Origin of the sequence: Arthrobacter sp. TB 26 (assembly GCF_000427315.1) — a bacterium.
In the GTDB taxonomy this organism is placed as follows: Bacteria; Actinomycetota; Actinomycetes; order Actinomycetales; family Micrococcaceae; genus Arthrobacter.
Window position 1 is genome coordinate 1 of sequence record NZ_AUPJ01000193.1, and the last position, 20,022, is coordinate 20,022.

The 20,022-nt window shown below is 64.6% G+C and carries 23 protein-coding genes; 8 read left to right on the forward strand and 15 right to left on the reverse strand.

Annotated features, from left to right (window positions below):
• The first annotated feature begins 31 nt into the window (after positions 1-31).
• The 4 genes from K789_RS0106765 to K789_RS0106780 all read left to right on the forward strand — a co-directional run bounded on the left by K789_RS0106765 (position 32) and on the right by K789_RS0106780 (position 3,725).
• Positions 32-1,321 carry a CpaF family protein gene (locus K789_RS0106765; RefSeq protein WP_128081577.1) on the forward strand — a complete coding sequence of 430 codons (1,290 nt, stop codon included), beginning with the start codon at positions 32-34 and terminating at the stop codon, positions 1,319-1,321.
• Between the two features lie 7 nt (positions 1,322-1,328).
• Positions 1,329-2,264: a type II secretion system F family protein gene (locus K789_RS0106770; protein ID WP_029704654.1), complete on the forward strand. Its 936-nt coding sequence runs from the start codon at positions 1,329-1,331 to the stop codon at positions 2,262-2,264.
• Between the two features lie 7 nt (positions 2,265-2,271).
• Positions 2,272-3,156, forward strand: coding sequence for a type II secretion system F family protein (locus K789_RS0106775; RefSeq protein ID WP_024366103.1), 885 nt, complete (start codon positions 2,272-2,274; stop codon positions 3,154-3,156).
• An 86-nt stretch (positions 3,157-3,242) separates the two neighbouring features.
• Positions 3,243-3,725 carry an Hpt domain-containing protein gene (locus tag K789_RS0106780; RefSeq protein ID WP_024366104.1) on the forward strand — a complete coding sequence of 161 codons (483 nt, stop codon included), beginning with the start codon at positions 3,243-3,245 and terminating at the stop codon, positions 3,723-3,725.
• On the opposite strand, the gene K789_RS0106785 is transcribed toward K789_RS0106780, so the two are convergent.
• Entirely contained in the window at positions 3,722-4,486 is a 765-nt protein-coding gene (locus K789_RS0106785) for a response regulator transcription factor (RefSeq protein ID WP_024366105.1), read from the reverse strand. The two genes, K789_RS0106780 and K789_RS0106785, sit on opposite strands and share 4 nt — an antisense overlap.
• A gap of 213 nt (positions 4,487-4,699) precedes the next feature.
• Here K789_RS0106785 and K789_RS0106790 point away from each other — a divergent pair, with 213 nt between their 5' ends.
• Positions 4,700-6,373 carry a sensor histidine kinase gene (locus K789_RS0106790; protein ID WP_024366106.1) on the forward strand — a complete coding sequence of 558 codons (1,674 nt, stop codon included), beginning with the start codon at positions 4,700-4,702 and terminating at the stop codon, positions 6,371-6,373.
• Positions 6,374-6,391: 18 nt separating this feature from the next.
• Here the strand turns inward: K789_RS0106790 and K789_RS0106795 are convergent, their stop codons facing one another.
• From K789_RS0106795 to K789_RS0106830, 8 genes are all read right to left on the reverse strand, one after another.
• Entirely contained in the window at positions 6,392-7,282 is an 891-nt protein-coding gene (locus K789_RS0106795; RefSeq protein ID WP_024366107.1) for a tRNA pseudouridine synthase A, read from the reverse strand.
• Between the two features lie 31 nt (positions 7,283-7,313).
• Complete coding sequence (gene rplQ / locus K789_RS0106800; protein WP_024366108.1) at positions 7,314-7,877, reverse strand: 50S ribosomal protein L17; 564 nt, start codon at positions 7,875-7,877, stop codon at positions 7,314-7,316.
• Between the two features lie 77 nt (positions 7,878-7,954).
• On the reverse strand, positions 7,955-8,965 hold the full coding sequence (locus tag K789_RS0106805) for a DNA-directed RNA polymerase subunit alpha (protein ID WP_024366109.1): 1,011 nt from the start codon (positions 8,963-8,965) through the stop codon (positions 7,955-7,957).
• 133 nt (positions 8,966-9,098) lie between these two features.
• On the reverse strand, positions 9,099-9,500 hold the full coding sequence (rpsK, locus tag K789_RS0106810) for a 30S ribosomal protein S11 (protein ID WP_018773682.1): 402 nt from the start codon (positions 9,498-9,500) through the stop codon (positions 9,099-9,101).
• 41 nt (positions 9,501-9,541) lie between these two features.
• Positions 9,542-9,916, reverse strand: coding sequence for a 30S ribosomal protein S13 (gene rpsM / locus K789_RS0106815; protein ID WP_024366110.1), 375 nt, complete (start codon positions 9,914-9,916; stop codon positions 9,542-9,544).
• Between the two features lie 174 nt (positions 9,917-10,090).
• A complete protein-coding gene (gene rpmJ, locus K789_RS24450; RefSeq protein ID WP_009358722.1) occupies positions 10,091-10,204 on the reverse strand; it encodes a 50S ribosomal protein L36 in 114 nt (37 codons plus the stop codon).
• Positions 10,205-10,273: 69 nt separating this feature from the next.
• Positions 10,274-10,495: a translation initiation factor IF-1 gene (gene infA / locus K789_RS0106825; RefSeq protein ID WP_009358723.1), complete on the reverse strand. Its 222-nt coding sequence runs from the start codon at positions 10,493-10,495 to the stop codon at positions 10,274-10,276.
• Between the two features lie 177 nt (positions 10,496-10,672).
• Positions 10,673-11,689, reverse strand: a complete 1,017-nt coding sequence (locus K789_RS0106830) for a P1 family peptidase (protein WP_024366111.1) — start codon at positions 11,687-11,689, stop codon at positions 10,673-10,675.
• 267 nt (positions 11,690-11,956) lie between these two features.
• Here K789_RS0106830 and K789_RS0106835 point away from each other — a divergent pair, with 267 nt between their 5' ends.
• The 3 genes from K789_RS0106835 (at position 11,957) to K789_RS0106845 (ending at position 15,263) form a co-directional block, all read left to right on the forward strand.
• Positions 11,957-12,907: a carbohydrate ABC transporter permease gene (locus K789_RS0106835; protein WP_024366112.1), complete on the forward strand. Its 951-nt coding sequence runs from the start codon at positions 11,957-11,959 to the stop codon at positions 12,905-12,907.
• An 80-nt stretch (positions 12,908-12,987) separates the two neighbouring features.
• Entirely contained in the window at positions 12,988-13,842 is an 855-nt protein-coding gene (locus tag K789_RS0106840; RefSeq protein ID WP_192815738.1) for a carbohydrate ABC transporter permease, read from the forward strand.
• Between the two features lie 74 nt (positions 13,843-13,916).
• Complete coding sequence (locus tag K789_RS0106845; protein WP_024366114.1) at positions 13,917-15,263, forward strand: ABC transporter substrate-binding protein; 1,347 nt, start codon at positions 13,917-13,919, stop codon at positions 15,261-15,263.
• Between the two features lie 179 nt (positions 15,264-15,442).
• Here the strand turns inward: K789_RS0106845 and K789_RS0106850 are convergent, their stop codons facing one another.
• The 6 genes from K789_RS0106850 to rpmD all read right to left on the reverse strand — a co-directional run bounded on the left by K789_RS0106850 (position 15,443) and on the right by rpmD (position 20,022).
• Positions 15,443-15,886 carry a hypothetical protein gene (locus K789_RS0106850; protein WP_024366115.1) on the reverse strand — a complete coding sequence of 148 codons (444 nt, stop codon included), beginning with the start codon at positions 15,884-15,886 and terminating at the stop codon, positions 15,443-15,445.
• A gap of 435 nt (positions 15,887-16,321) precedes the next feature.
• Positions 16,322-17,149 carry a type I methionyl aminopeptidase gene (map, locus tag K789_RS0106855; protein ID WP_024366116.1) on the reverse strand — a complete coding sequence of 276 codons (828 nt, stop codon included), beginning with the start codon at positions 17,147-17,149 and terminating at the stop codon, positions 16,322-16,324.
• 101 nt (positions 17,150-17,250) lie between these two features.
• Positions 17,251-17,820, reverse strand: coding sequence for an adenylate kinase (locus tag K789_RS0106860; protein ID WP_192815737.1), 570 nt, complete (start codon positions 17,818-17,820; stop codon positions 17,251-17,253).
• Between the two features lie 5 nt (positions 17,821-17,825).
• The gene (gene secY, locus K789_RS0106865; protein WP_024366118.1) at positions 17,826-19,136 is read right to left on the reverse strand and encodes a preprotein translocase subunit SecY; all 1,311 of its coding nucleotides are present in this window, start codon (positions 19,134-19,136) and stop codon (positions 17,826-17,828) included.
• A gap of 184 nt (positions 19,137-19,320) precedes the next feature.
• Positions 19,321-19,815, reverse strand: coding sequence for a 50S ribosomal protein L15 (gene rplO / locus K789_RS0106870; protein ID WP_035739336.1), 495 nt, complete (start codon positions 19,813-19,815; stop codon positions 19,321-19,323).
• The gene (rpmD, locus tag K789_RS0106875) at positions 19,816-20,022 is read right to left on the reverse strand and encodes a 50S ribosomal protein L30 (protein WP_018773676.1); all 207 of its coding nucleotides are present in this window, start codon (positions 20,020-20,022) and stop codon (positions 19,816-19,818) included.

The window sequence follows — 20,022 nt, forward strand, 5'->3', positions numbered from 1 at the left end:
GGAGACGTACCGGTCGAAGGCCCAGCAGCCGGTGGACGTCTTCGCGGCTCTCAAACAACGCGCCGCGACCGCCCTCTTCGAGCGGATGGGGAGCCGGTTCAACGACTCCGCTGTCAAGGAGGACGAACTGCGCACCTCCGCGAGGGAGGAGCTCATCCGGATCATCGACGCCGAACAGGTCCCCCTCTCCGTCGAAGAACGCTCCCGACTCGTCCAGGATGTCGCGGACGACGTGCTCGGCTACGGCCCCCTGCAGCGGCTCCTGGATGATCCCGCAGTCACGGAAATCATGGTCAACTGCATGGACCAGATTTATGTCGAGCGGCACGGCAAGCTGACCCTGACCGAATCGCGGTTCAGCTCCGAAGACCACCTGCGCAAAGTGATTGAGAGGATCGTCTCCAAGGTGGGCCGCCGCATCGACGAGTCCTCGCCGCTCGTGGATGCCCGCCTCGAGGACGGTTCCCGCGTCAACGCCGTGATCCCCCCGCTCGCGGTGGGCGGCTCCTCGCTGACCATCAGGAAGTTCAGCAAGGTGCCGCTGACGGTCCGGAACCTCATCGAGTTCGGCACCCTGACGCCGGAAATGGCCGAACTGCTCAACGCCTGCGTGAAGGCGAAGCTGAACATCATCGTCTCCGGAGGCACCGGCACCGGCAAGACGACGCTGCTCAACGTGCTCTCCTCCTTCCTGCCGGACGACGAGCGGATCGTCACCATCGAGGACGCCGTCGAGCTGCAGATCCAGCAGCGCCATGTGGTCCGGCTCGAAAGCCGTCCGCCCAACACCGAAGGCAAGGGCGAAGTGACCATCCGTGAACTGCTGCGCAACTCGCTGCGTATGCGCCCGGACCGGATCGTGGTGGGTGAGGTCCGCGGCGGCGAATCGCTGGACATGCTCCAGGCCATGAACACCGGCCACGACGGTTCCCTCTCCACGGTCCACTCCAACTCGCCGCGCGACGCCGTCGCACGCCTCGAAACCCTCGTGCTGATGGCCGGCATGGACCTGCCGCTGCGGGCAATCCGGGAACAGATCGCCTCCGCCGTCAACCTGATTGTCCAGATCTCCCGGCTCCGCGACGGCACCCGCCGGATCACCCACGTCACCGAGGTCCAAGGGATGGAAGGGGACATTGTCACGCTGCAGGACGCGTTCGTCTTCGACTACTCGGCCGGCGTCGACGCCCACGGCCGGTTCCTCGGCAAACCGGTCCCCACCGGAATCCGCCCCCGCTTTATTGACCGCTTCGAGGATCTGGGCATCTACGTCTCCCCCAGCGTATTTGCCGCCCCGCTGACCGCGGCCGGAAGGGTGTGAGCCGGGAATGACCGTGTTGCCCCTCGGGGTCGGGCTGATCTTCGCGGCCGTGCTGCTGCTCGGCTACGCGCTGCTGGCCACAGGCAGCGCGAGCGTGCCGCTGGACCGGCGCAGACCCGTCCAGAACCAGCCCGATTCCCAGCTGACCCGGTTCGCCGGTTCGGCCGTACACCTGGTCGACGGTTTCTTCGCGCAACGCAAGGTCCGGCTCTTCAACCGGGAAGCGCTGGAGAACGCCGGCCTCCGGATGAGCCAGGCCGACTTCTTCGTCCTCGTGCTGGCCGGAGCGCTGGTGGGAGCCGTGGTCGGGCTGGTCGTGGCCGGTCCGCTGGTCGCGATTCTCTTCGTCCTGGTATCCCCGCTGGTGGGGCACCTCGTGCTCGGTTATCTGGCCGGCAAACGCCGGAACACCTTTGACCAGCAGCTCGGCGACACACTCCAGCTGCTGGCCGGCGGGCTCCGTGCCGGGCACAGCATCCTGCGTGCCATCGACGCCGCGGCCACCGAATCGCTGAGCCCGACGGCGGAAGAGATGCGCCGGGTGGTCACCGAAACCAGCCTGGGACGTGACCTGCAGTCATCCCTCAACGACACGGCCGAGCGGATGCGGAACGAGGACTTCGTCTGGATCGCCCAGGCCATCCAGATCAACCGGGAAGTGGGCGGAAACCTGGCCGAGGTCCTGGACCAGGTCAACGAAACCATCCGCGAGCGCAGTGAAATCAAGGGCCACATCAAGTCCCTCGCCGCGGAGGGCAAGTTCTCCGCCTACATCCTCATGGCCATGCCGATCGGGATTGTTGTCATGCTGATGCTGGTCAACCCCGGCTACATGAACGTGATGTTCACCCACCCGCTCGGCTGGGGCATGATCGCGGCGTCCATCATCCTGATGACCATTGGCGGCTTGTGGATGCGCAAGATCATCGACCTGAAGTTCTGAGGCGCCCGTGAACTCCGTAGTACTGATATCCCTGCTGCTGGTCTCCGTTCCACTGGGCTACCTGGTGTGGTCGCTGCTCTCCGTCGACCGCTCGTCCCAGCGGGCTGTCCGGACGATGCTCGCACTCGGGACGGACACCGCCGGGCAACCGGAGGAGAAACAGAGCAAGCTGCTGGAGCGGGTCGGTTACCGGCTGACACCGGCCGGGTATGTCCGTAAACTCGACAAGCTGCTGTCCCTCGCCGGCCGTCCTGCTTCGCTGCCCCTCGGACGGGTCCTGGCGGCCAAGCCCCTGCTGGGAATGTTGGGGGCCCTGCTCGGCTACTACATCAGCGCCAGCGGCCCGACGCCGGTCATCAAGCTGGTGGGAGTCTTTGTCGTACTGCTGGGCTACTTCATCCCGGACCTCCTGCTCTACAGCAAGGGGCAGGAACGCCAGAAAATCATGCAGCTGGAACTGGCCAACACCCTGGACCAGATGCTGATCTCCGTGGAAGCCGGCCTGGGTTTCGAGGGAGCCATGGCACGCGCCGGGGAGAACGGCAAGGGCCCCCTCGCCGAGGAAATCGTCCGGACGCTCCAGGACATGCAGGTGGGCCGGAGCCGCCGCGAGTCTTACCTGGCGCTCTCCGAACGGACCAACATCCCGGAGCTGCGCAGCTTCGTCCAGGCGGTGGTCCAGGCGGACACGTACGGCATTGCCATCAGCCGGGTGCTCCGGATCCAGGCAAAAGTCATGCGGGTCAAGCGCCGGCAGCGGGCCGAGGAAAAAGCGATGAAGCTGCCCGTCACCATCTTGTTCCCGCTCCTCTTCTTCATCTTCCCGGTGCTCTTCATTGCCATCCTGGGCCCCGCCGTCATCAACGCGATCAACACCTTCAGCGGGCACTAAAGGCGCTTCCCCCGGAATGCCGCAAGGTTTCCGCAGGAATGCCGGGTGTGCGGAGCAATGGCAGCGACACGAAGTAGCGTAGGCACATGTCCTTTCCAGCTGCCCTGCCCGACGACGACACAGCGAGCGCCTCCCCGGCCCCGGCCAACTCCCCGTGCGGCGCTGTGCTGGCTCCTCCGGCAGAGGCCGTCGACACGCCGGAGGGCCTGCCAACTTCGCCCCTGGTTGACCCTGCGGCGCTCCAGGACCTCGGTACCCAGCTGGACAGCCCGTCCGTCGCCAAAGGGTTCGCCAGGGACTACGCCAGGATGTGGGAGCAACGCTACCGCTCCCTGGCCTCGGCGCTGGGCCGCCGGGACCAGGCGGAGTCGCTGGAGGCTGTGCTGAGCCTGAAAACGTCCTCGGCCATGGTGGGCGGCGTGCAACTCGCCAAGCTTGCCGGAGAACTTGAGGCTGCCATCCGTGGCGGCGACATGGACCGGGCCAGCTCCCTCCTGGGGAATGTTGCCGAGAGCGGCAGCGACACGGTGGATGAACTGCAGTACAGCTACATCCTCTGGGACAGCTAGTCCCGCCGGGGAGCGAGCCGGTACCCCACTCCGCGGATCGTCTGGAGCCAGCGCGGCTGGAGCGGATCCTCGCGCAGCTTCCGCCGGAGGTTCCCGATGTGGACTTCGACAGCCCGTTCGTCGGATTCGCCGATGTACGCGTCCGCCCGGTAGTACTCGCCCCGCACCACCCGGACCAGGTCAGTTTTGGACCGGACGGCACCGGCCCCCTTCAGCAGGGCATGCAACAAGTCGAACTCGCTGCGGGTCAGGCTTGCAGGCATATCGTCGACCGTCACCGAACGGCTGTCCGGGTCAAGGGCCAGTCCGTTGTGGCGGAGCACGGAGTCCTGCAGTGCCGGGGCCGCCGTCGCAGGCCCTCCCGGCGCGGCTGAGTCGCTGGTGGTGTCCTGCCGGGGCCGCCGCATCATGGCCGCCACCCGGGCGCGGAGCTCGCGGGGGCGGAAGGGTTTCGTCATAAAATCGTCGGCGCCGGTATGCAGCGCCGTCAGGGTGTCCAGTTCGTCCGTACGGGCTGTCAACATCACGACGTAGGCGTCGCTGAATTGCCGGATCCGGCGAAGGACCTCGAAACCGTCAATGTCGGGCAGGCCCACGTCCAAGGTGACAACGTCGGCTTCGAGGCGCCGGACAACGTCTACCCCCTCGCGCCCGCGGGCGGCCGAGTGGACCTCGAACCCCGCCTGGCTCAGCACGGCTTCGACCAGGTTTCGAACGTCTTCGTCATCCTCTACGACGACAGCGACTCCAAGATCAGTCATGGCCCCCCTCACATCCGGTCCTGCTCCCTGCACCGACGCGGACGCGCCGGCAGTGCTTATCGCGCGGCCCCCCACCGGCATTGTCAGAATACCCACGATGACCGGGAAAAACCGGTTCCGGCGCAGTAACAGAAGCCACATTACTAAGCTTTGTGTCAAGTTTGTGTGACAACAGGTGTAAAACTGGAGCAGCAAGGAAGGAGTGCGGCTTTAGTGAGTGAACAGCGACTGGTCCGAAGGATGGACGGTTACTTCAGGGCCCTGGCACCGCGGGCGAGGGTGTTGGTGTTCCAACTGCCGCTGACCTTCGCCATGGCCGCTGTTGTGCTGGCCTCACCTGCCGGCTGGTCCGGGCTGTTCGACGAGCCACTGTTCGCCGTGGCCCTGGCCCTGCACGCCGCGCTCGTGCTGGCTTGTTTCCTGGTGCCCTGGGCACGGCTTGGACCGCTCGCCCCGCTGGTGATCCCGGTCCTGGACCTGCTCGCCATCGGACTCAGCCGAAGCGGCAGCGTCGACGGCCTGCCAGACGTTGGCGTGCTGTCCATCCTGCCGGTGGTCTGGGTTTCCACCTCCGGGGTGTCCGCCGCGGTGTGCCTGTCCATCAGCTTCTTCGGGCCGCTCCTGGCAGGCCTGCCCTGGCTTCTGGCCACGGGGTCCGGCTCCGCCCCGGACCGGGCCGCCGGCCTCCTGCTCCTGTCTGGCATGACTTTTGCCGTGTCCGTCGCCCTGCGCTTCGCCCGGCTGCGCGTGCACCAGGAGCAGCGGCGGACCGAAGCCAAGGAAGCGGAGCTGCAGGCACTGCTGGCGGACAGCCGGGAACGGGAACGGCTTCTCAACACCATCCTGGACACCGTCGACGTCGGCATCGTTGCGGTGGACGCGGCAGGACGCCGCCTGCTGACGAACAGCTGGCAGTCAGCCCTGGAGAAGTCCGCGGCACCCGCTGGTTCCGCACAGGGTGTGCAGGAGTCACAACTGCTGCTGACCGGGCCGGACCAGGAGACACCGCTGCCGCTGGAACGGCGTCCCATTCGGCGGGCCTCGTCCGGGGAGTCCTTCGCAGACTACCTGGTGCGCTTTGGCGAGGCCCCTGGCAGCCGGGTCGTTTCCACGGGTGCGCGTCCGCTGCAGGGCGACGACGGCGGCTTCCGCGGCGCCGTCGTCGTGTTCAACGAGGTCACCGGCCTGGTCGATGCCCTGGCCGTCAAGGACGACGTCTTGTCCACGGTTTCGCATGAATTCCGGACCCCGTTGACCTCGATCATCGGCAACCTGGACCTGGCACTTGGTGATTCGACAGAGCTCTCCACCACCACGGTGCGACGGATCGAAGTGGCACAACGCAACGCCGAGCGCCTGCTGGCCCTCGTCTCCGACCTGTTGATGTCTGCCAATTCGACGGTGCACGTCCACCCGCGCCGGACCGATCTGGCCAGCCTGGTCGAAGCGAGCCTCGGCTCGGCCCAGGCCCATGCCCAGGCGTCCCGGGTCTCGCTCTCCATGGACCTGCCGGACCCGCTCTGGGCCCATGTGGATCCGCTGCGGATCAGCCAGGCACTGGACAACCTCGTGTCCAACGCCATCAAGTATTCTCCCGGCGGCGGCCGCGTCCACGTCTCCGCCAGCACCGAGGGCGACCGGGTGCTGCTTCGCGTGGAGGATGCCGGGATGGGGATGACAGCCGCCGACGCCGGACGGGTCTTCACCCGGTTCTTCCGCAGCCCCGCGGTCCGGGAGGGCTCGATTCCGGGCGCCGGGCTGGGCCTGTCCATCACCAAGGCAATCGTGGAGCGGCACGGCGGCTCGATTTCCTGCAGCACGCGTCCCGGCTGCGGGAGCACCTTCACCCTTGAGCTTCCCGCCGAGGCCGCCCCGCCGGCCTTCTAGTTCGGGCCGAGCGCCGTGCTACTGACGCAAGGCGCGCGTCAGCTCGGCCCTCGCCAGCAGCCCGCTGGCCGAGGGATAGGCCACTTCCTCCAGCACCAGCGGATGCGGGGCGGCCAGCACGGACTTGGCGTCCCGCTGGCGGGCCAGCAGCCGCTCGTACAGCCAGCCGGGCTTCTCGATGCCGGCCCCTACATACAGCGCCGAGCCCACCAGGGAGCGGACCATGTTGTGGCAGAACGCATCGGCCTGGACGGTGGCGACCAGGACTCCGTCCGCACCGCGGGCAAACTCGAAGCGCTGCAGTTCCCGGATGGTGGTGGCACCTTCGCGCGGCTTGCAGTAGGACCGGAAATCCTGAAGCCCCAGCAGCTGCGAGGCGCCTTCGTTGAGCAGCCCGACATCCTGGTCGTCCTGGTGCCACAGCGTGGAGGTACGGCCCAGCGGGTCCCAGAGGGCGGGTCCGTCCGCGATCCGGTAGCTGTAGCGGCGCCACAGCGCGGAAAACCGGGCGTCAAAGCCCTCGGGGGCGAGGCAAACCCTGTGGACCTCGATGGACCCGGTGAGGTCCCCCAGCACCCGGCTGAGCGAGCCGCGGAGCCGGCGGAGCAGCGCGACGGCGGGGTCCAGTTCCGCGCCGCGGTTGAGGCCCAGCCACTCCGCCTCGGTGAGGTCGACGTGGACCACCTGGCCGCGGGCGTGCACACCGGCATCGGTCCGCCCGGCGACGGTCACCCGGACGGGCCTGCGGATCAGCATCGCGATGGCCTCTTCGAGCGCGCCCTGGACGGTCCTCCTGCCGGGCTGCACGGCCCACCCGCTGAAGGGTCCGCCGTCGTACGCAAGATCAAGCCGGATACGCAAAAACCCGCCGCCCCCTCTCACGGGGGCAGCGGGTTTCTGGTCGTTCATAGACTTAAGTCTATGCGAAGAAATCAGCGAACTACTTCGCGTCCTTCTTGGAGTCAGCGGCTGCTTCCTCAGCGGCCGGAGCCTCTTCGGTTGCTGCAGCTTCGGTCTCAACGACCTCAGCCTCAGGAGCCTCTTCGGTCTCAACAACCTCGGCCTCGGCGGGAGCTTCCTCAGCTGCCGGGGCAGCCTTGGCGGCAGCCTGGGTAGCCTCGGCTACGACTGCCTGCTTGGCGGAAACCGGCTCGAGAACCAGTTCGATGACAGCCATGGGAGCGTTGTCGCCCTTGCGGTTGCCGATCTTGGTGATGCGGGTGTAGCCGCCGTTGCGGTTCTCCACTGCCTGTGCAATGTCGGTGAACAGCTCATGGACGATGCCCTTGTCGCTGATCAAGCCGAGTACACGGCGGCGGGAAGCCAGGTCGCCACGCTTGGCGAAAGTCACCAGACGCTCGGCGTACGGCTTCAGTCGCTTGGCCTTGGTCACCGTGGTGGTGATCCGCTTGTGCTCGAACAGTGCGGCGGACAGGTTCGCGAGCATCAGACGCTCGTGACTTGCTCCGCCTCCGAGGCGCGGACCCTTAGCGGGGGTAGGCATAATAGTTTCTCCTCATATGGAAGCCGTTGGGCTGCGCACACCATGGTGCATCCAGCCGGCAGGCCAAGATCTGTTTGTTAGAGCTCGTCGTCGCTGAAAGCGGCGTCGTCCTCTTCAATTGCTGCGGCGCGTGCTGCGAGGTCAAAACCGGGAGGCGAGTCCTTGAGGGACAGGCCCAGTTCAACCAGCTTTGCCTTGACCTCATCGATGGACTTCGCACCGAAGTTACGGATGTCCATGAGGTCGGCCTCGGAGCGGGCCACGAGTTCACCCACGGTGTGGATGCCCTCACGCTTGAGGCAGTTGTAGGAACGGACGGTGAGGTCCAGATCCTCGATCGGCAGGGCCATGTCTGCTGCCAGGGCAGCATCCGTCGGCGACGGGCCAATCTCGATACCTTCAGCTGCGGTGTTCAGCTCGCGGGCCAGACCGAACAGTTCCACCAGGGTGGTACCTGCCGAAGCAACGGCATCGCGCGGGGCGATGGCCTGCTTGGTCTCGACGTCGACAATGAGCTTGTCGAAGTCAGTGCGCTGCTCAACACGGGTAGCTTCCACGCGGAAAGTAACCTTCAGGACCGGCGAGTAGATCGAGTCGACCGGAATGCGGCCGATCTCGGAGTCGCCGGACTTGTTCTGAGCTGCCGAAACGTAGCCGCGGCCGCGCTCGATGGTCAGTTCGAGTTCGAACTTGCCCTTCGAGTTCAGCGTGGCAATGTGCAGATCCGGGTTGTGGAATTCGACGCCGGCCGGCGGAGCGATGTCCGCGGCGGTGACGACTCCCGGGCCCTGCTTGCGCAGGTAAGCAACAACCGGCTCGTCGTGCTCGGAGGAAACCGACAGGTTCTTGATGTTCAGGATGATCTCAGTGACATCTTCCTTGACACCCGGAACCGTGGTGAACTCGTGCAGCACGCCATCGATCCGGATGCTCGTGACAGAGGCACCGGGGATGGAGGAGAGCAGGGTACGGCGGAGGGAGTTTCCGAGGGTGTAACCGAAACCGGGCTCCAGCGGTTCAATGATGAAACGGGAGCGGTTATCGGAGACGACCTCTTCGGAGAGGGTGGGGCGCTGTGCAATGAGCACTTAGGTTTCCTTTCGGCGAGCATCCGCTATATGACGCAACACAGGTGGTGGAAAGATCGGTCTGAAGACTTAACGCGGCTGGGCTTGCCCGGACCGTTGAAGGTCCGGGCAAGCACCGGTGCGTTGGAAAGCCTTAGACGCGGCGGCGCTTCGGCGGACGGCAGCCGTTGTGGGCGCTGGGGGTTACATCCTGGATGGATCCAACCTCAAGGCCAGCGGCCTGCAGTGAACGGATAGCCGTTTCGCGTCCCGAACCCGGGCCCTTGACGAATACGTCAACCTTGCGCATGCCGTGCTCCTGCGCACGCTTTGCGGCGGCTTCGGCGGCCATCTGGGCTGCGAACGGGGTGGACTTACGTGAGCCCTTGAAGCCAACCTCACCGGAGGAAGCCCAGGAGATGACAGCACCGTTCGGGTCCGTGATGGAAACGATGGTGTTGTTAAAGGTGCTCTTGATGTGCGCCTGGCCCAGCGCGATATTCTTCTTGTCCTTCTTACGCGGCTTGCGAACCGCGCCACGAGTCTTCGGGGGCATTATTTCTCCTACAGAAAGTTATCGGGTGGAAGACGAGCGGTTTAGCGCGTCTTCTTCTTGCCTGCGACGGTGCGCTTCGGGCCCTTGCGGGTACGCGCGTTCGTCTTCGTGCGCTGTCCGCGCACTGGCAGGCCCTTACGGTGGCGAATACCTTCGTAGCTGCCGATTTCAACCTTGCGGCGGATATCTGCTGCTACTTCGCGGCGAAGGTCACCCTCAACCTTGTAGTTGCCTTCAATGTAATCACGCAGCTGGACGAGCTCGGCGTCGGACAGGTCCTTGACCCGAACGTCCGCGCTGATGCCGGTGGCAGCCAGGGTTTCGTGTGCACGGGTCTTGCCCACGCCGTAGATGTAAGTAAGCGCAATTTCCAACCGCTTTTCGCGGGGAATGTCTACGCCAGCGAGACGAGCCATAGAGGCAGTGCTCCTTGAATAAACCGGAGGTCGTAGGCAGTACACCCGCACAATCCGTGCGGCCCCAGCCTCCGACCGGGGGTTAGCTGTACGGGCCCATACGTCCCAGATCAGCTTGTGCTGCCTTTTATTTACTTGCGTGGGTTAGCAACCCAGGATTTCCCGTGAGGGAAATTAGCCCTGGCGCTGCTTGTGGCGCGGGTTCTCGCAGATCACCATGACCCGGCCATTACGGCGGATCACTTTGCACTTTTCGCAGATCTGCTTAACGCTCGGCTTGACCTTCATGGCGTTCCTTTGCGTGTTGCAGTTGGTCAGCTGGACCGGCTTCGAGCTGTTGCTTTGGCCGGCCAGTGTTTACTTGTAGCGGTAGACGATACGACCACGTGTCAGGTCGTACGGGCTCAGCTCCACCACTACCCGGTCCTCAGGGAGAATCCTGATGTAGTGCTGGCGCATCTTTCCAGAGATGTGTGCCAGAACGATGTGCTTGTTGGTGAGCTCAACGCGAAACATCGCGTTAGGCAGCGCCTCAGTCACAACGCCCTCGATCTCAATGACCCCGTCCTTCTTGGCCATACCCTCCGCTAACTGTTGTTTGCCGCAGCCCTCCGGCTTGCACCGGAAATGACCGCGGACGTTTTTGATTGATTGGCTGATGCCTCCCGGCCACAAAAGGGCACAACAGGGCAGACAACCAACAGCCAACATTACGCCATTTCGGCCCGAATGTTAAATCCAGCAATCGTAGCGCACTCAGCGTCCGTACGCACCAAAATCGCCCGCCGGCGTACTCACGGCGTCCGCGCGGGCGATCCCGTCCAGGATCGCCAGGCGCACGACGTCGGCTGCCGCACTCTGCAGGGTGATGAGGCTCACCTGCCGGGCGGACTCGCTGCTGCGGTCCAGCGCGAGCGCCCCGGTGGCGAGGCAAAACACCGTATCGCCGTCGGCCAGGGTGTGGCTGGGATTGAGCGCACGGGCCAGTCCGGCGTGGGCGGCAGAGGCTGTGCGTTTGCACTCGGCCTTGTCCAGCACGGCATTGGTTGCGACGACGACCAGTGTCGTGTTGAGCGCGGGTGGTTCTTCCTCTTTGACGGTGCCCGCCCCGGCTTTCGCCTCAGCAACCGAAACCCTCTGCGTGCTCGCTCCTTCGTCGCTTAGACGCACGCTGCCGGGTTCCGGCTGCTGCGGCGATGTGCCAAAAGGTAACCCAAGCGCGTTAACTACCGCGAGGGCCCCGACAACTGCCCCGTTCTCCAGTGTGATGGAGGCGGTGCCTACTCCGCCCTTGAACTGGCCCCGGCCGATGAGGGCTCCGGTGCCGGCTCCTGCGTTGCCTCGTTCGACGTCGTGCCCTTCCTGCCGGGCGGCGGCGTCCGCGGTGGCCGCGTAGCCCATGGCGGCGTCCGGGCGCGCGGCGAAGTCCCCGCCGCGGCCAAGGTCAAAGATCGCCGCGGCCGGCACGATCGGGACCAGGCCGCCGGGCACGGCGAACCCCCGGCCGTTCTCCTCGCACCAACGCTGGGCGCCATGGGCCGCGGCAAGGCCGTAGGCGCTTCCCCCGCTGAGGACGATCGCATCGACGGTACGCGTCAGCGTCGTCGGGTCCAGGGCATCGGTTTCATGCGTCCCGGGACCTCCGCCCCGGACATCGACGGAGCCCACTGTCCCGGCCGGAGGCAGCACCACCGTCACCCCGCTCAGCCAGCCTTCGCCCACCCTGCCGGCATGGCCCACCCTCAGACCCGGCACATCCGTAATCGCAGTCATGGCTCTATTGTGCGCTCCGGCGGGCGGCGACTGCCCACAGGCGCGGCTCCATCGTCTGGACGAATCGCGGCCGGATGTCCGTGGCCCAAACAAGCGTTATGTAATACTGCAGGCAACACAACGTGAACGGGCGACGAAGCCTAGGACAACAAAGCTCTCCTGGGGTCTTGTGCGGGATTCTGCCCACCAGCCATGTGGTGAAGTGATAGCAAGGTATCCCCGCCCACCCGCCTGCCACCGGTAGGCACGGACCCGTTAGAGACCTGAATGACTCGACAATTGACCGACCGCCCCCGCGCCGTCGTGGAGGCCAAGCCGCCCGCCGCGCCGCGCGCCCGCTGGTCCTCCAGAACCCGCCGGGACTTCGTCGTTTTCCTGGCCCTGGCCCTCCCCAACCTCCTCCTGATTGCGGTGTTCACCTACCTCCCGCTCTTCAACAACATCTACTACTCCACCCTGGACTGGACCCTCGGCTCGGCGTCGGCCACCGTGGTGGGCTTCGACAACTACGTCACGTTCTTCACGAGTTCGGACGCCACCAAGGTCCTGGGCACCACCGCCGTTTTCACCGTCATCACGGTCGGCGGCTCCATGGTCCTGGGCCTCCTGGTGGCCCTTGCCCTGAACTCCAAGATCCGCGGCACAACGTTCGCGCGCTCCGCCGTCTTCGCCCCGTACGTGCTCAGCGGCGTCGGCGTCGGCCTCGTCTGGCTGTTCATTTTCGATCCCGGCTACGGAGTGCTCGCCTGGCTGCTGCGCGGCCTCGGCCAGCAGAGTCCGCAGTGGATCAATGATCCGCAACTGTCCCTGGTCATGGTCATCATCGTCTACGTCTGGAAAAACCTCGGCTACTGCGCTGTCGTCTACCTGGCCGGGTTGCAGTCGCTCCCGCAGGACGTGATGGAGGCCGCGTCGCTGGACGGCGCCAACGGTTTCCGGCGCTTTGTCAGCATGGCCCTGCCGCTGCTCTCCCCCACCACGTTCTTCCTGCTCATCACCACCATGCTGAGCTCGCTGCAGGCCTTCGACCTGATCCGGATCATGACCCCGCTGGGCAACGGCACCAGCACGCTGATCTACGAGGCCTACCTCCAGGCCTTCGGTGCGTTCAACCGGGCCGGCTACTCGGCCGCAATCTCGGTGATTCTGTTCGCCATCCTGCTCATCATCACCGTGCTGCAACTGCGGTTCGTCGAACGGAAGGTGCACTACTCGTGAGCCTGCTCTCCCCCGTCAGCCCCGACCCCGCCGCCCAGGCCGGCCCCGCCTCCGCTCCGGACGCCGGTCCCGACATTCCGCTGCAGCGCCACCGGCCGTTCTCCCGGGCCAACCTGACGCAGACCATTGCCGGCGGCTACCTTCCCCTGATCCTCACCACCGTGGTGGTGTTCCTGCCCCTGCTGTGGATGGTGCTGAGCTCCTTCAAACAGCCCGGCGAAATCATCACCATGGACTTGAAGATCCTGCCGGAAAGCCTGAATCTCGAAAACTACAACATCGCCATGACGACGGTGCCGTTCGCCCAGTTCTTCGTGAACAGCCTGATTGTCACCAGCGTGGGCGCCACCATCAAGGTACTCCTGGCCATCCTGACCGCCTATGCGCTGGTCTTCGTCCGTTTCCCGTACAAGAACGTCATCTTCGTGCTGATCCTCGTGGCCCTGATGGTCCCCCCGCAGGTGTCCATCCTGCCCAACTACATCCTGATTGCCGGGATGGGCGGCAAGAACACCCTGTGGGGCATCATCCTCCCGGGCCTTGGCACGGCGTTTGGCACCTTCCTGCTGCGCCAGCACTTCATGACGCTGCCCGCCTCCATCCTGGAATCGGCAGAGATCGACGGGGCCGGCCACTGGCGGCGCCTGTGGCAGATCGTGGTTCCGGTCTCCGGCCCGTCGATCGCCACGGTCGCGCTCGTCGTCGTCGTCAGCGAATGGAACGACTACATCTGGCCGCTCATCATCACCGACCGCCCCGAAACGATGACCCTGCCGGTGGGCCTGACCCTGCTGCAGAACTCCGAGGGCAACGGCTCCGGCTGGGGCATCCTGATGGCCGGTGCCGTCCTGGTGATCGTCCCCATCCTGCTGGTTTTCGCCGCCCTGCAGCGCTACATCGTGGCCGGCCTGACCCAGGGCAGCGTCACCGGGTGACGCTGCGTCCGAGCTTTCCCCTTCAACCACAGTCACCACCATCAAACGAGTCAGCATCATCGAAAGGATCCACCATGGCGTTTAACCTTGACCGCAGGCACTTCCTGGGACTGGCAGGTGCCGGCGCAGGCGCCGCCGCGCTGTCTGCCTGCGGAGGCCCGTCCACCGCAGGCACCGGGGCTGCGACCGCTGCCGCCGACATCGATTTCTCCGGCGTCAAGCCCGCAGCCTCGATCGACTTCTGGTCCAACCACCCGGGCAAGTCCCAGGACGTGGAGAAGGCCATCATCGAGAAGTTCCACGCCAAGTTCCCGAACATCAAGGTCAACCTGGTCACCGCCGGGGCGAACTATGAGGAAATCGCCCAGAAGTTCCAGACCTCGCAGGCCGCGAAGTCCGGCCTCCCGGGCGTTGTGGTGCTCTCCGACGTGTGGTGGTTCCGCTACTACTCCAACGGCAACATCATCGCCCTGGACAGCCTGGTCAAGCAGCTGGACATCAAGGTGGATGACTTCCAGAAGTCCCTCATCGCCGATTACCAGTACGAGGACAAGCAGTGGGCGCTCCCTTACGGCCGCTCCACCCCGCTGTTCTACTACAACAAGGACCACTTCAAGGCCGCCGGGCTGCCGGACCGCGCCCCGAAGACGTGGCAGGAGTTTGCGGAGTGGGCGCCCAGGCTGAAGGCCAGCTCCGGCGCCCAGTACGCCTACATCTACCCGGCACTGGCCGGCTACGCAGGCTGGACGCTGCAGAACAATCTGTGGGGCTGGGGCGGCAGCTGGTCCAACGGCTGGACCTTCAATTGTGATTCCGCCGAGTCGGTCGCCGCACTGCAGTGGGCCCAGGACTCGATCTTCAAGGACAAGTGGGCCGGCGTCTCGTCCAAGGAAGCAGCCGACGACTTCGCCGCGGGCATCACCTCGTCAACCATCTCCTCCACGGGTTCCCTGCTGGGGGTCCTGAAGTCCGCAAAGTTCAACGTGGGCGTCGGCTACCTGCCGGGCGGTCCGAAGAACGAAAGCCCAGTCTGCCCCACCGGCGGCGCTGGCCTGGGCATCCCCAGCGGTGTCAGCAAGGAGGTGCAGCTCGCAGCCGCCACCTTCCTGAAATTCATGACGGAACCGGAAAACACGGCCGAGTTCTCCGCGGCAACCGGCTACATGCCGACCCGCACCTCGGCGGACATGACCTCCGTGCTCGCCGCCACCCCGCAGATCAAGACGGCCATGGACCAGCTGGCCGTGACCCGGGTCCAGGACAACGCCCGCGTGTTCCTGCCCGGCGCGGACCAGGAGATGGCCAAGTCCGCCGCGGCAATCCTCACCCAGCAGGGCGACGTCCAGGCCACCATGACGGCGCTCAAGGCAACGCTGGAAGGCATCTACACCAAGGACGTGAAGCCGAAGCTCAAGAGCTGACGCGTCACGCCCCTCCCGATACGACGAATCCCTGGCGCTGCCGTATTCCGGCGTCGCCAGGGATTTGTCGTGTCACAGGGAACGGTGCGCGTCGCCGCGGGTATGCGCGTCGCGTGCCCCTAGGGATCGGGACGGGCGGTTGGTGCCGTTAGGGTCGCGCGCCGGACGTGAGACCGGATCTAACCGGGAAACGTCTTGTAGCCAAAGTCTTCAAGAGTGTAAATCTCGTCGTTGAGTTCAACTCGTGTGTATCGCCGATTCGGGACTTTGAATCCGTTGTACGCCGAGCCGAACACAACCAAGGCTTCTGTGGCGACCGTCATCCAAAACTGCTTCGAGACTTCGTCGGTGAATGTGCAGTTGATCAGGTGCTTGGTTCTCGTGTGTGCCCTCGGGGCGCTCCCAAAAGTGATGAAGCTGAACACGAAGAACGGCAGACCCGTGTCGGGGTCGATGCCGTGCTCCCGGCAGGTCGTAAAGGGAATCATTCCGCCGGGATGAATGAGGTTGAAAACCTCCGTGAAGTACGGGCCTCCGGCCACCAGCCATTCAAGGTACACGCCGGTGTCGACATCGACGACCCGATGACGGTAGCTGTCCGCAATCGCTTCAACTTTGAACATGTCCTTTTCTCCCCCGTTGGACCAGAGGCGACGTGACCCCCGTCGCGCATTGTGCGAACCATGATTTCAGCGCAGTGAAATCAAACGTTAATCCACTCGGCCCGCAAACCTAAAGCTAGCCCCACCGTCGGCGTCCGTCGGCCCCTCTCCCTGGACGATCGCGGTGCCCTGGGACGCCGAGTACGTCGTGTAGCACGAACGAGATGCCAGGCTAAAACGGGCGTCGGTCGACAATTCGGCGGTACCTTTCAACTCAATATCCCGACGGGGTCCCGGAATCGGGACGGACACAGCCAACGGGGCCGGTTTCGCGGCTACAAATTCCGTCCGATACGACGAATCCCTGGCGCTGCCGTATTCCGGCGTCGCCAGGGATTTGTCGTGTCACAGGGAAAGGTGCGCATCGCCACGGGACGTGAAGCCGGGGCCCCTCGCTCAGGGAATCGGGACGGGCACGACGCCGAGGGTGGCCAGCTTCGCGGCTCCCCCGTCGGGTGCGGAGAGCACCCAGATGCCCTTCTCGTGGACCGCCACGGAATGCTCCCACTGGCAGGAGCGCTTGCCGTCAGTGGTCACCACGGTCCAGTCGTCGTCCAGCACGGCGGTCTCGATGCTCCCGCGGACCAGCATGGGTTCGATGGCCAGGCACAGCCCCGGGCGGATCTTCGGCCCGCGGTGGTTGGTGCGGTAGTTCGGTACGTCCGGGGCCATGTGCATCTCGGAGCCGATGCCGTGGCCCACGTAGTCCTCGAGGATGCCGAGAGCCTTTCCGGGCACGGAGGAGACATAGTCGTCCACGGCGTTGCCGATGTCGCCGACGAACTTGCCGGTGGCCAGCGCGGCAATCCCGTGCCACATCGCAGCCTCGGTGACATCGGAGAGCCGCTGGTCCTCGGGGTCGGCGGTGCCCACGATCACGGTGCGGGCCGAGTCCGAGTGCCAGCCGTCCAGGATCGCGCCGCCGTCGATCGAGAGGATATCCCCGTCCTGCAGGACGCGGTCACCGGGGATGCCGTGCACCACCTCCTCGTTGACGGAGGTGCAGATCGTGGCGGGAAAGCCGTGGTAGCCCAGGAAATTGGAGGTGGCGCCGGCGTCTTTGAGCACGGAGGCGAACACGGCGTCGAGGTCTTTGGTGGTCTTCCCCGGCGCGGCGGCGGCCACGGCGGCATCGAGGGCCTGGCTGAGGACGAGACCGGCCTCGTGCATGGACCGCATCTGGGCGTTGGTCTTGTATTCGATGCGTGGCTGGCCGAATGCCATCCGCAACTTCCTTTCAATGGGGCTTTGCCGGCGAGGCCGCCGGCCAAATGGCTGAGGCCCCTCCCGGTCGTCCGGGAGGAGCCTCAAGGGTTGTCGGCCGATCAGGCCGACTGGGCCTCTTTGATGGCCTGCATGACGCGGTCGGTGACCTCGTCGATGCCGCCGATGCCATCGACACGGGTCAGGATGCCGCGCTCGGCATACTTCGCGACGACAGCCTCCGTCTGGCCGTGGTACAGGTCAAGGCGGTGCCGGATGACGGCTTCGTTGTCGTCGGTGCGTCCGGTTTCCTTGGCGCGGCCCAGCAGGCGGGTGACAAGTTCCTCATCATCAGCCGTGAGCTGCAGGACGACGTCGAGCAACTGGCCCCCGTCTGCGAGGATCCCGTCGAGGTAGTCCACCTGCGCGGTGGTGCGCGGGTAACCGTCCAGGAGGAAGCCGTTGTCGACGTCGTCCTCGCCGAGGCGGTCGCGAACCATCTTGTTGGTCACGCTGTCCGGGACAAAGTCGCCCGCGTCCATGTACTTCTTGGCTTCGATGCCAAGCGGCGTCTCACCCTTGACGTTGGCGCGGAAGATGTCTCCCGTGGAGATCGCAATAACGCCGAGGCGCTCTGAAATGCGTTCCGCCTGCGTTCCCTTGCCGGATCCGGGAGGTCCGATAATCAACATTCTCGTCATCGCAAAAGCCCTTCGTAGTGACGCTGCTGTAGCTGCGCATCAATCTGCTTGACGGTCTCCAAACCTACGCCGACCATGATCAGGATCGACGTGCCACCGAACGGGAAGTTCTGGTTGGCATTGATCAGGACCAGGGCGACCAGCGGAATAAGTGCCACAAAAGCCAGGTAAATGGCACCGGGGAGCGTGATCCTGGAAAGCACATACTGCAGGTAGTCTGCGGTCGGCTTGCCGGCACGGATACCCGGAATGAAGCCGCCGTACTTCTTCATGTTGTCAGAAACTTCTTCAGGGTTGAAAGTGATCGCAACATAGAAGTAAGTGAAGAACACAATCATGGCGAAGTAGAGCGCCATGTAGATCGGATGGTCGCCGCGGACCAGGTTGTTGTTGATCCACTCCACCCAGGGTGCAATCGGCTCGCCGGGCTTGGGCTGGTTGAACTGCGAGATCAGGCCCGGCAGGTACAGCATCGAGGAAGCGAAGATGACGGGCACGACGCCGGCCATGTTTACCTTGATCGGGATGTACGTGCTGGTGCCGCCCACGGTGCGGCGGCCAATCATGCGCTTCGCGTACTGCACCGGGATGCGCCGCTGGGACTGCTCCACGAAGACCACCGCGGCCACCGTCAGCAGTCCGATCACCAGGACCAGGAAGAAGGTACCCGGTCCCTTGGAGGTCCAGATGGCACCGAGCGAGCCGGGGAAGCTGGAAACGATCGAGGTGAAGATGAGCAGCGACATGCCGTTCCCGACGCCCTTCTCGGTCACGAGCTCACCCATCCACATGATGAGGCCGGTGCCGGCCGTCAGCGTGATGATGATGAGGATCGTGGTGACGATGCTGTCGTCCGGGATGATCGGCAGCTGGCAGTTCGGCAGCAACTGGCCGGAACGCGCGAGCGACACCAGCGTCGTGGCGTTCAGCAGGCCCAGGGCGATCGTAAGGTAGCGCGTGTACTGCGTCAGCTTCGACTGGCCGGAGGCGCCCTCCTCGTAGAGCATCTGGAACCGGGGAATGACCACCCGGAGCAGCTGGACGATGATGCTGGCCGTGATGTACGGCATGATGCCCAGGGCGAAGACGGACACCTGGAGCAATGCACCGCCGCTAAACAGGTTGACGAGCTGGTAGATACCGCCCGAAGTCTGACCGTTCTGCAAGCATTGCTGGACATTCTGGTAGCTCACACCAGGCGAGGGGATGAAGGCACCCAAGCGGAAGATTGTGATGATTCCCAGCGTGAACAACAACTTGCGTCGCAGATCAGGCGTGCGAAAGGCCCGGCCAAATGCGCTAAGCAAGCGTCCTCCTGAGTAATAAGTAAAGTCGTGTGAGATAGGTCAAATAAACCCAACAACCGAGTCTAACGGGTGGACGCGTCCTGCGAACAATCGCAGGGCGGGAAAATAAAAAAACTCCCGGTACCTGGGGCCTGGGCCCCGGGTACCGGGAGTTTTCACAACGGGCAACTGCCCCGCCGCCTCGTTAGAGGGCGGTGGTGCTTCCGCCTGCTGCTGCAATCTTTTCTGCGGCGCTGGCCGAGAATGCGTGGACGGTGATATCAACCTTGACGGTGATGTCGCCGGTGCCCAGCACCTTGACGGGCTGGTTCTTGCGAACGGCACCCTTTTCGACCAGGTTCTCCACGGTGACTGCGCCACCTTCCGGGAACAGCTCGTTGAGCTTGTCCAGGTTTACAACCTGGTACTCAACCCGGAACGGGTTCTTGAAGCCGCGCAGCTTCGGCAGGCGCATGTGCAGCGGCAGCTGGCCGCCGGCAAAGCCAGCCTTGATCTGGTAGCGGGCCTTCGTACCCTTGGTACCGCGACCGGCGGTCTTACCCTTGGAACCTTCACCACGACCAACACGGGTCTTGGCGGTCTTGGCACCCGGGGCGGGACGCAGGTGGTGAACCTTCAGTGCGTTCTGCTTCTCAGCAGCGGCGCCCTGTGCCTTTTCGGCGGTGTTCTTCTCTGCCATTTACTTCGCCTCCTCTACCTTTACCAGGTGCGGAACCGTGTTGAGCATTCCCACGGTCACGGCGTCGGCGGTGCGGACAACAGTGTGTCCGATCCGCTTCAGGCCGAGGGACCGCAGGGTGTCGCGCTGGTTCTGCTTGCCGCCAATGGCGGACTTGATCTGAGTGATCTCCAACTTTGCGTCGGAGACAAGCACGTTCTTAGCCAT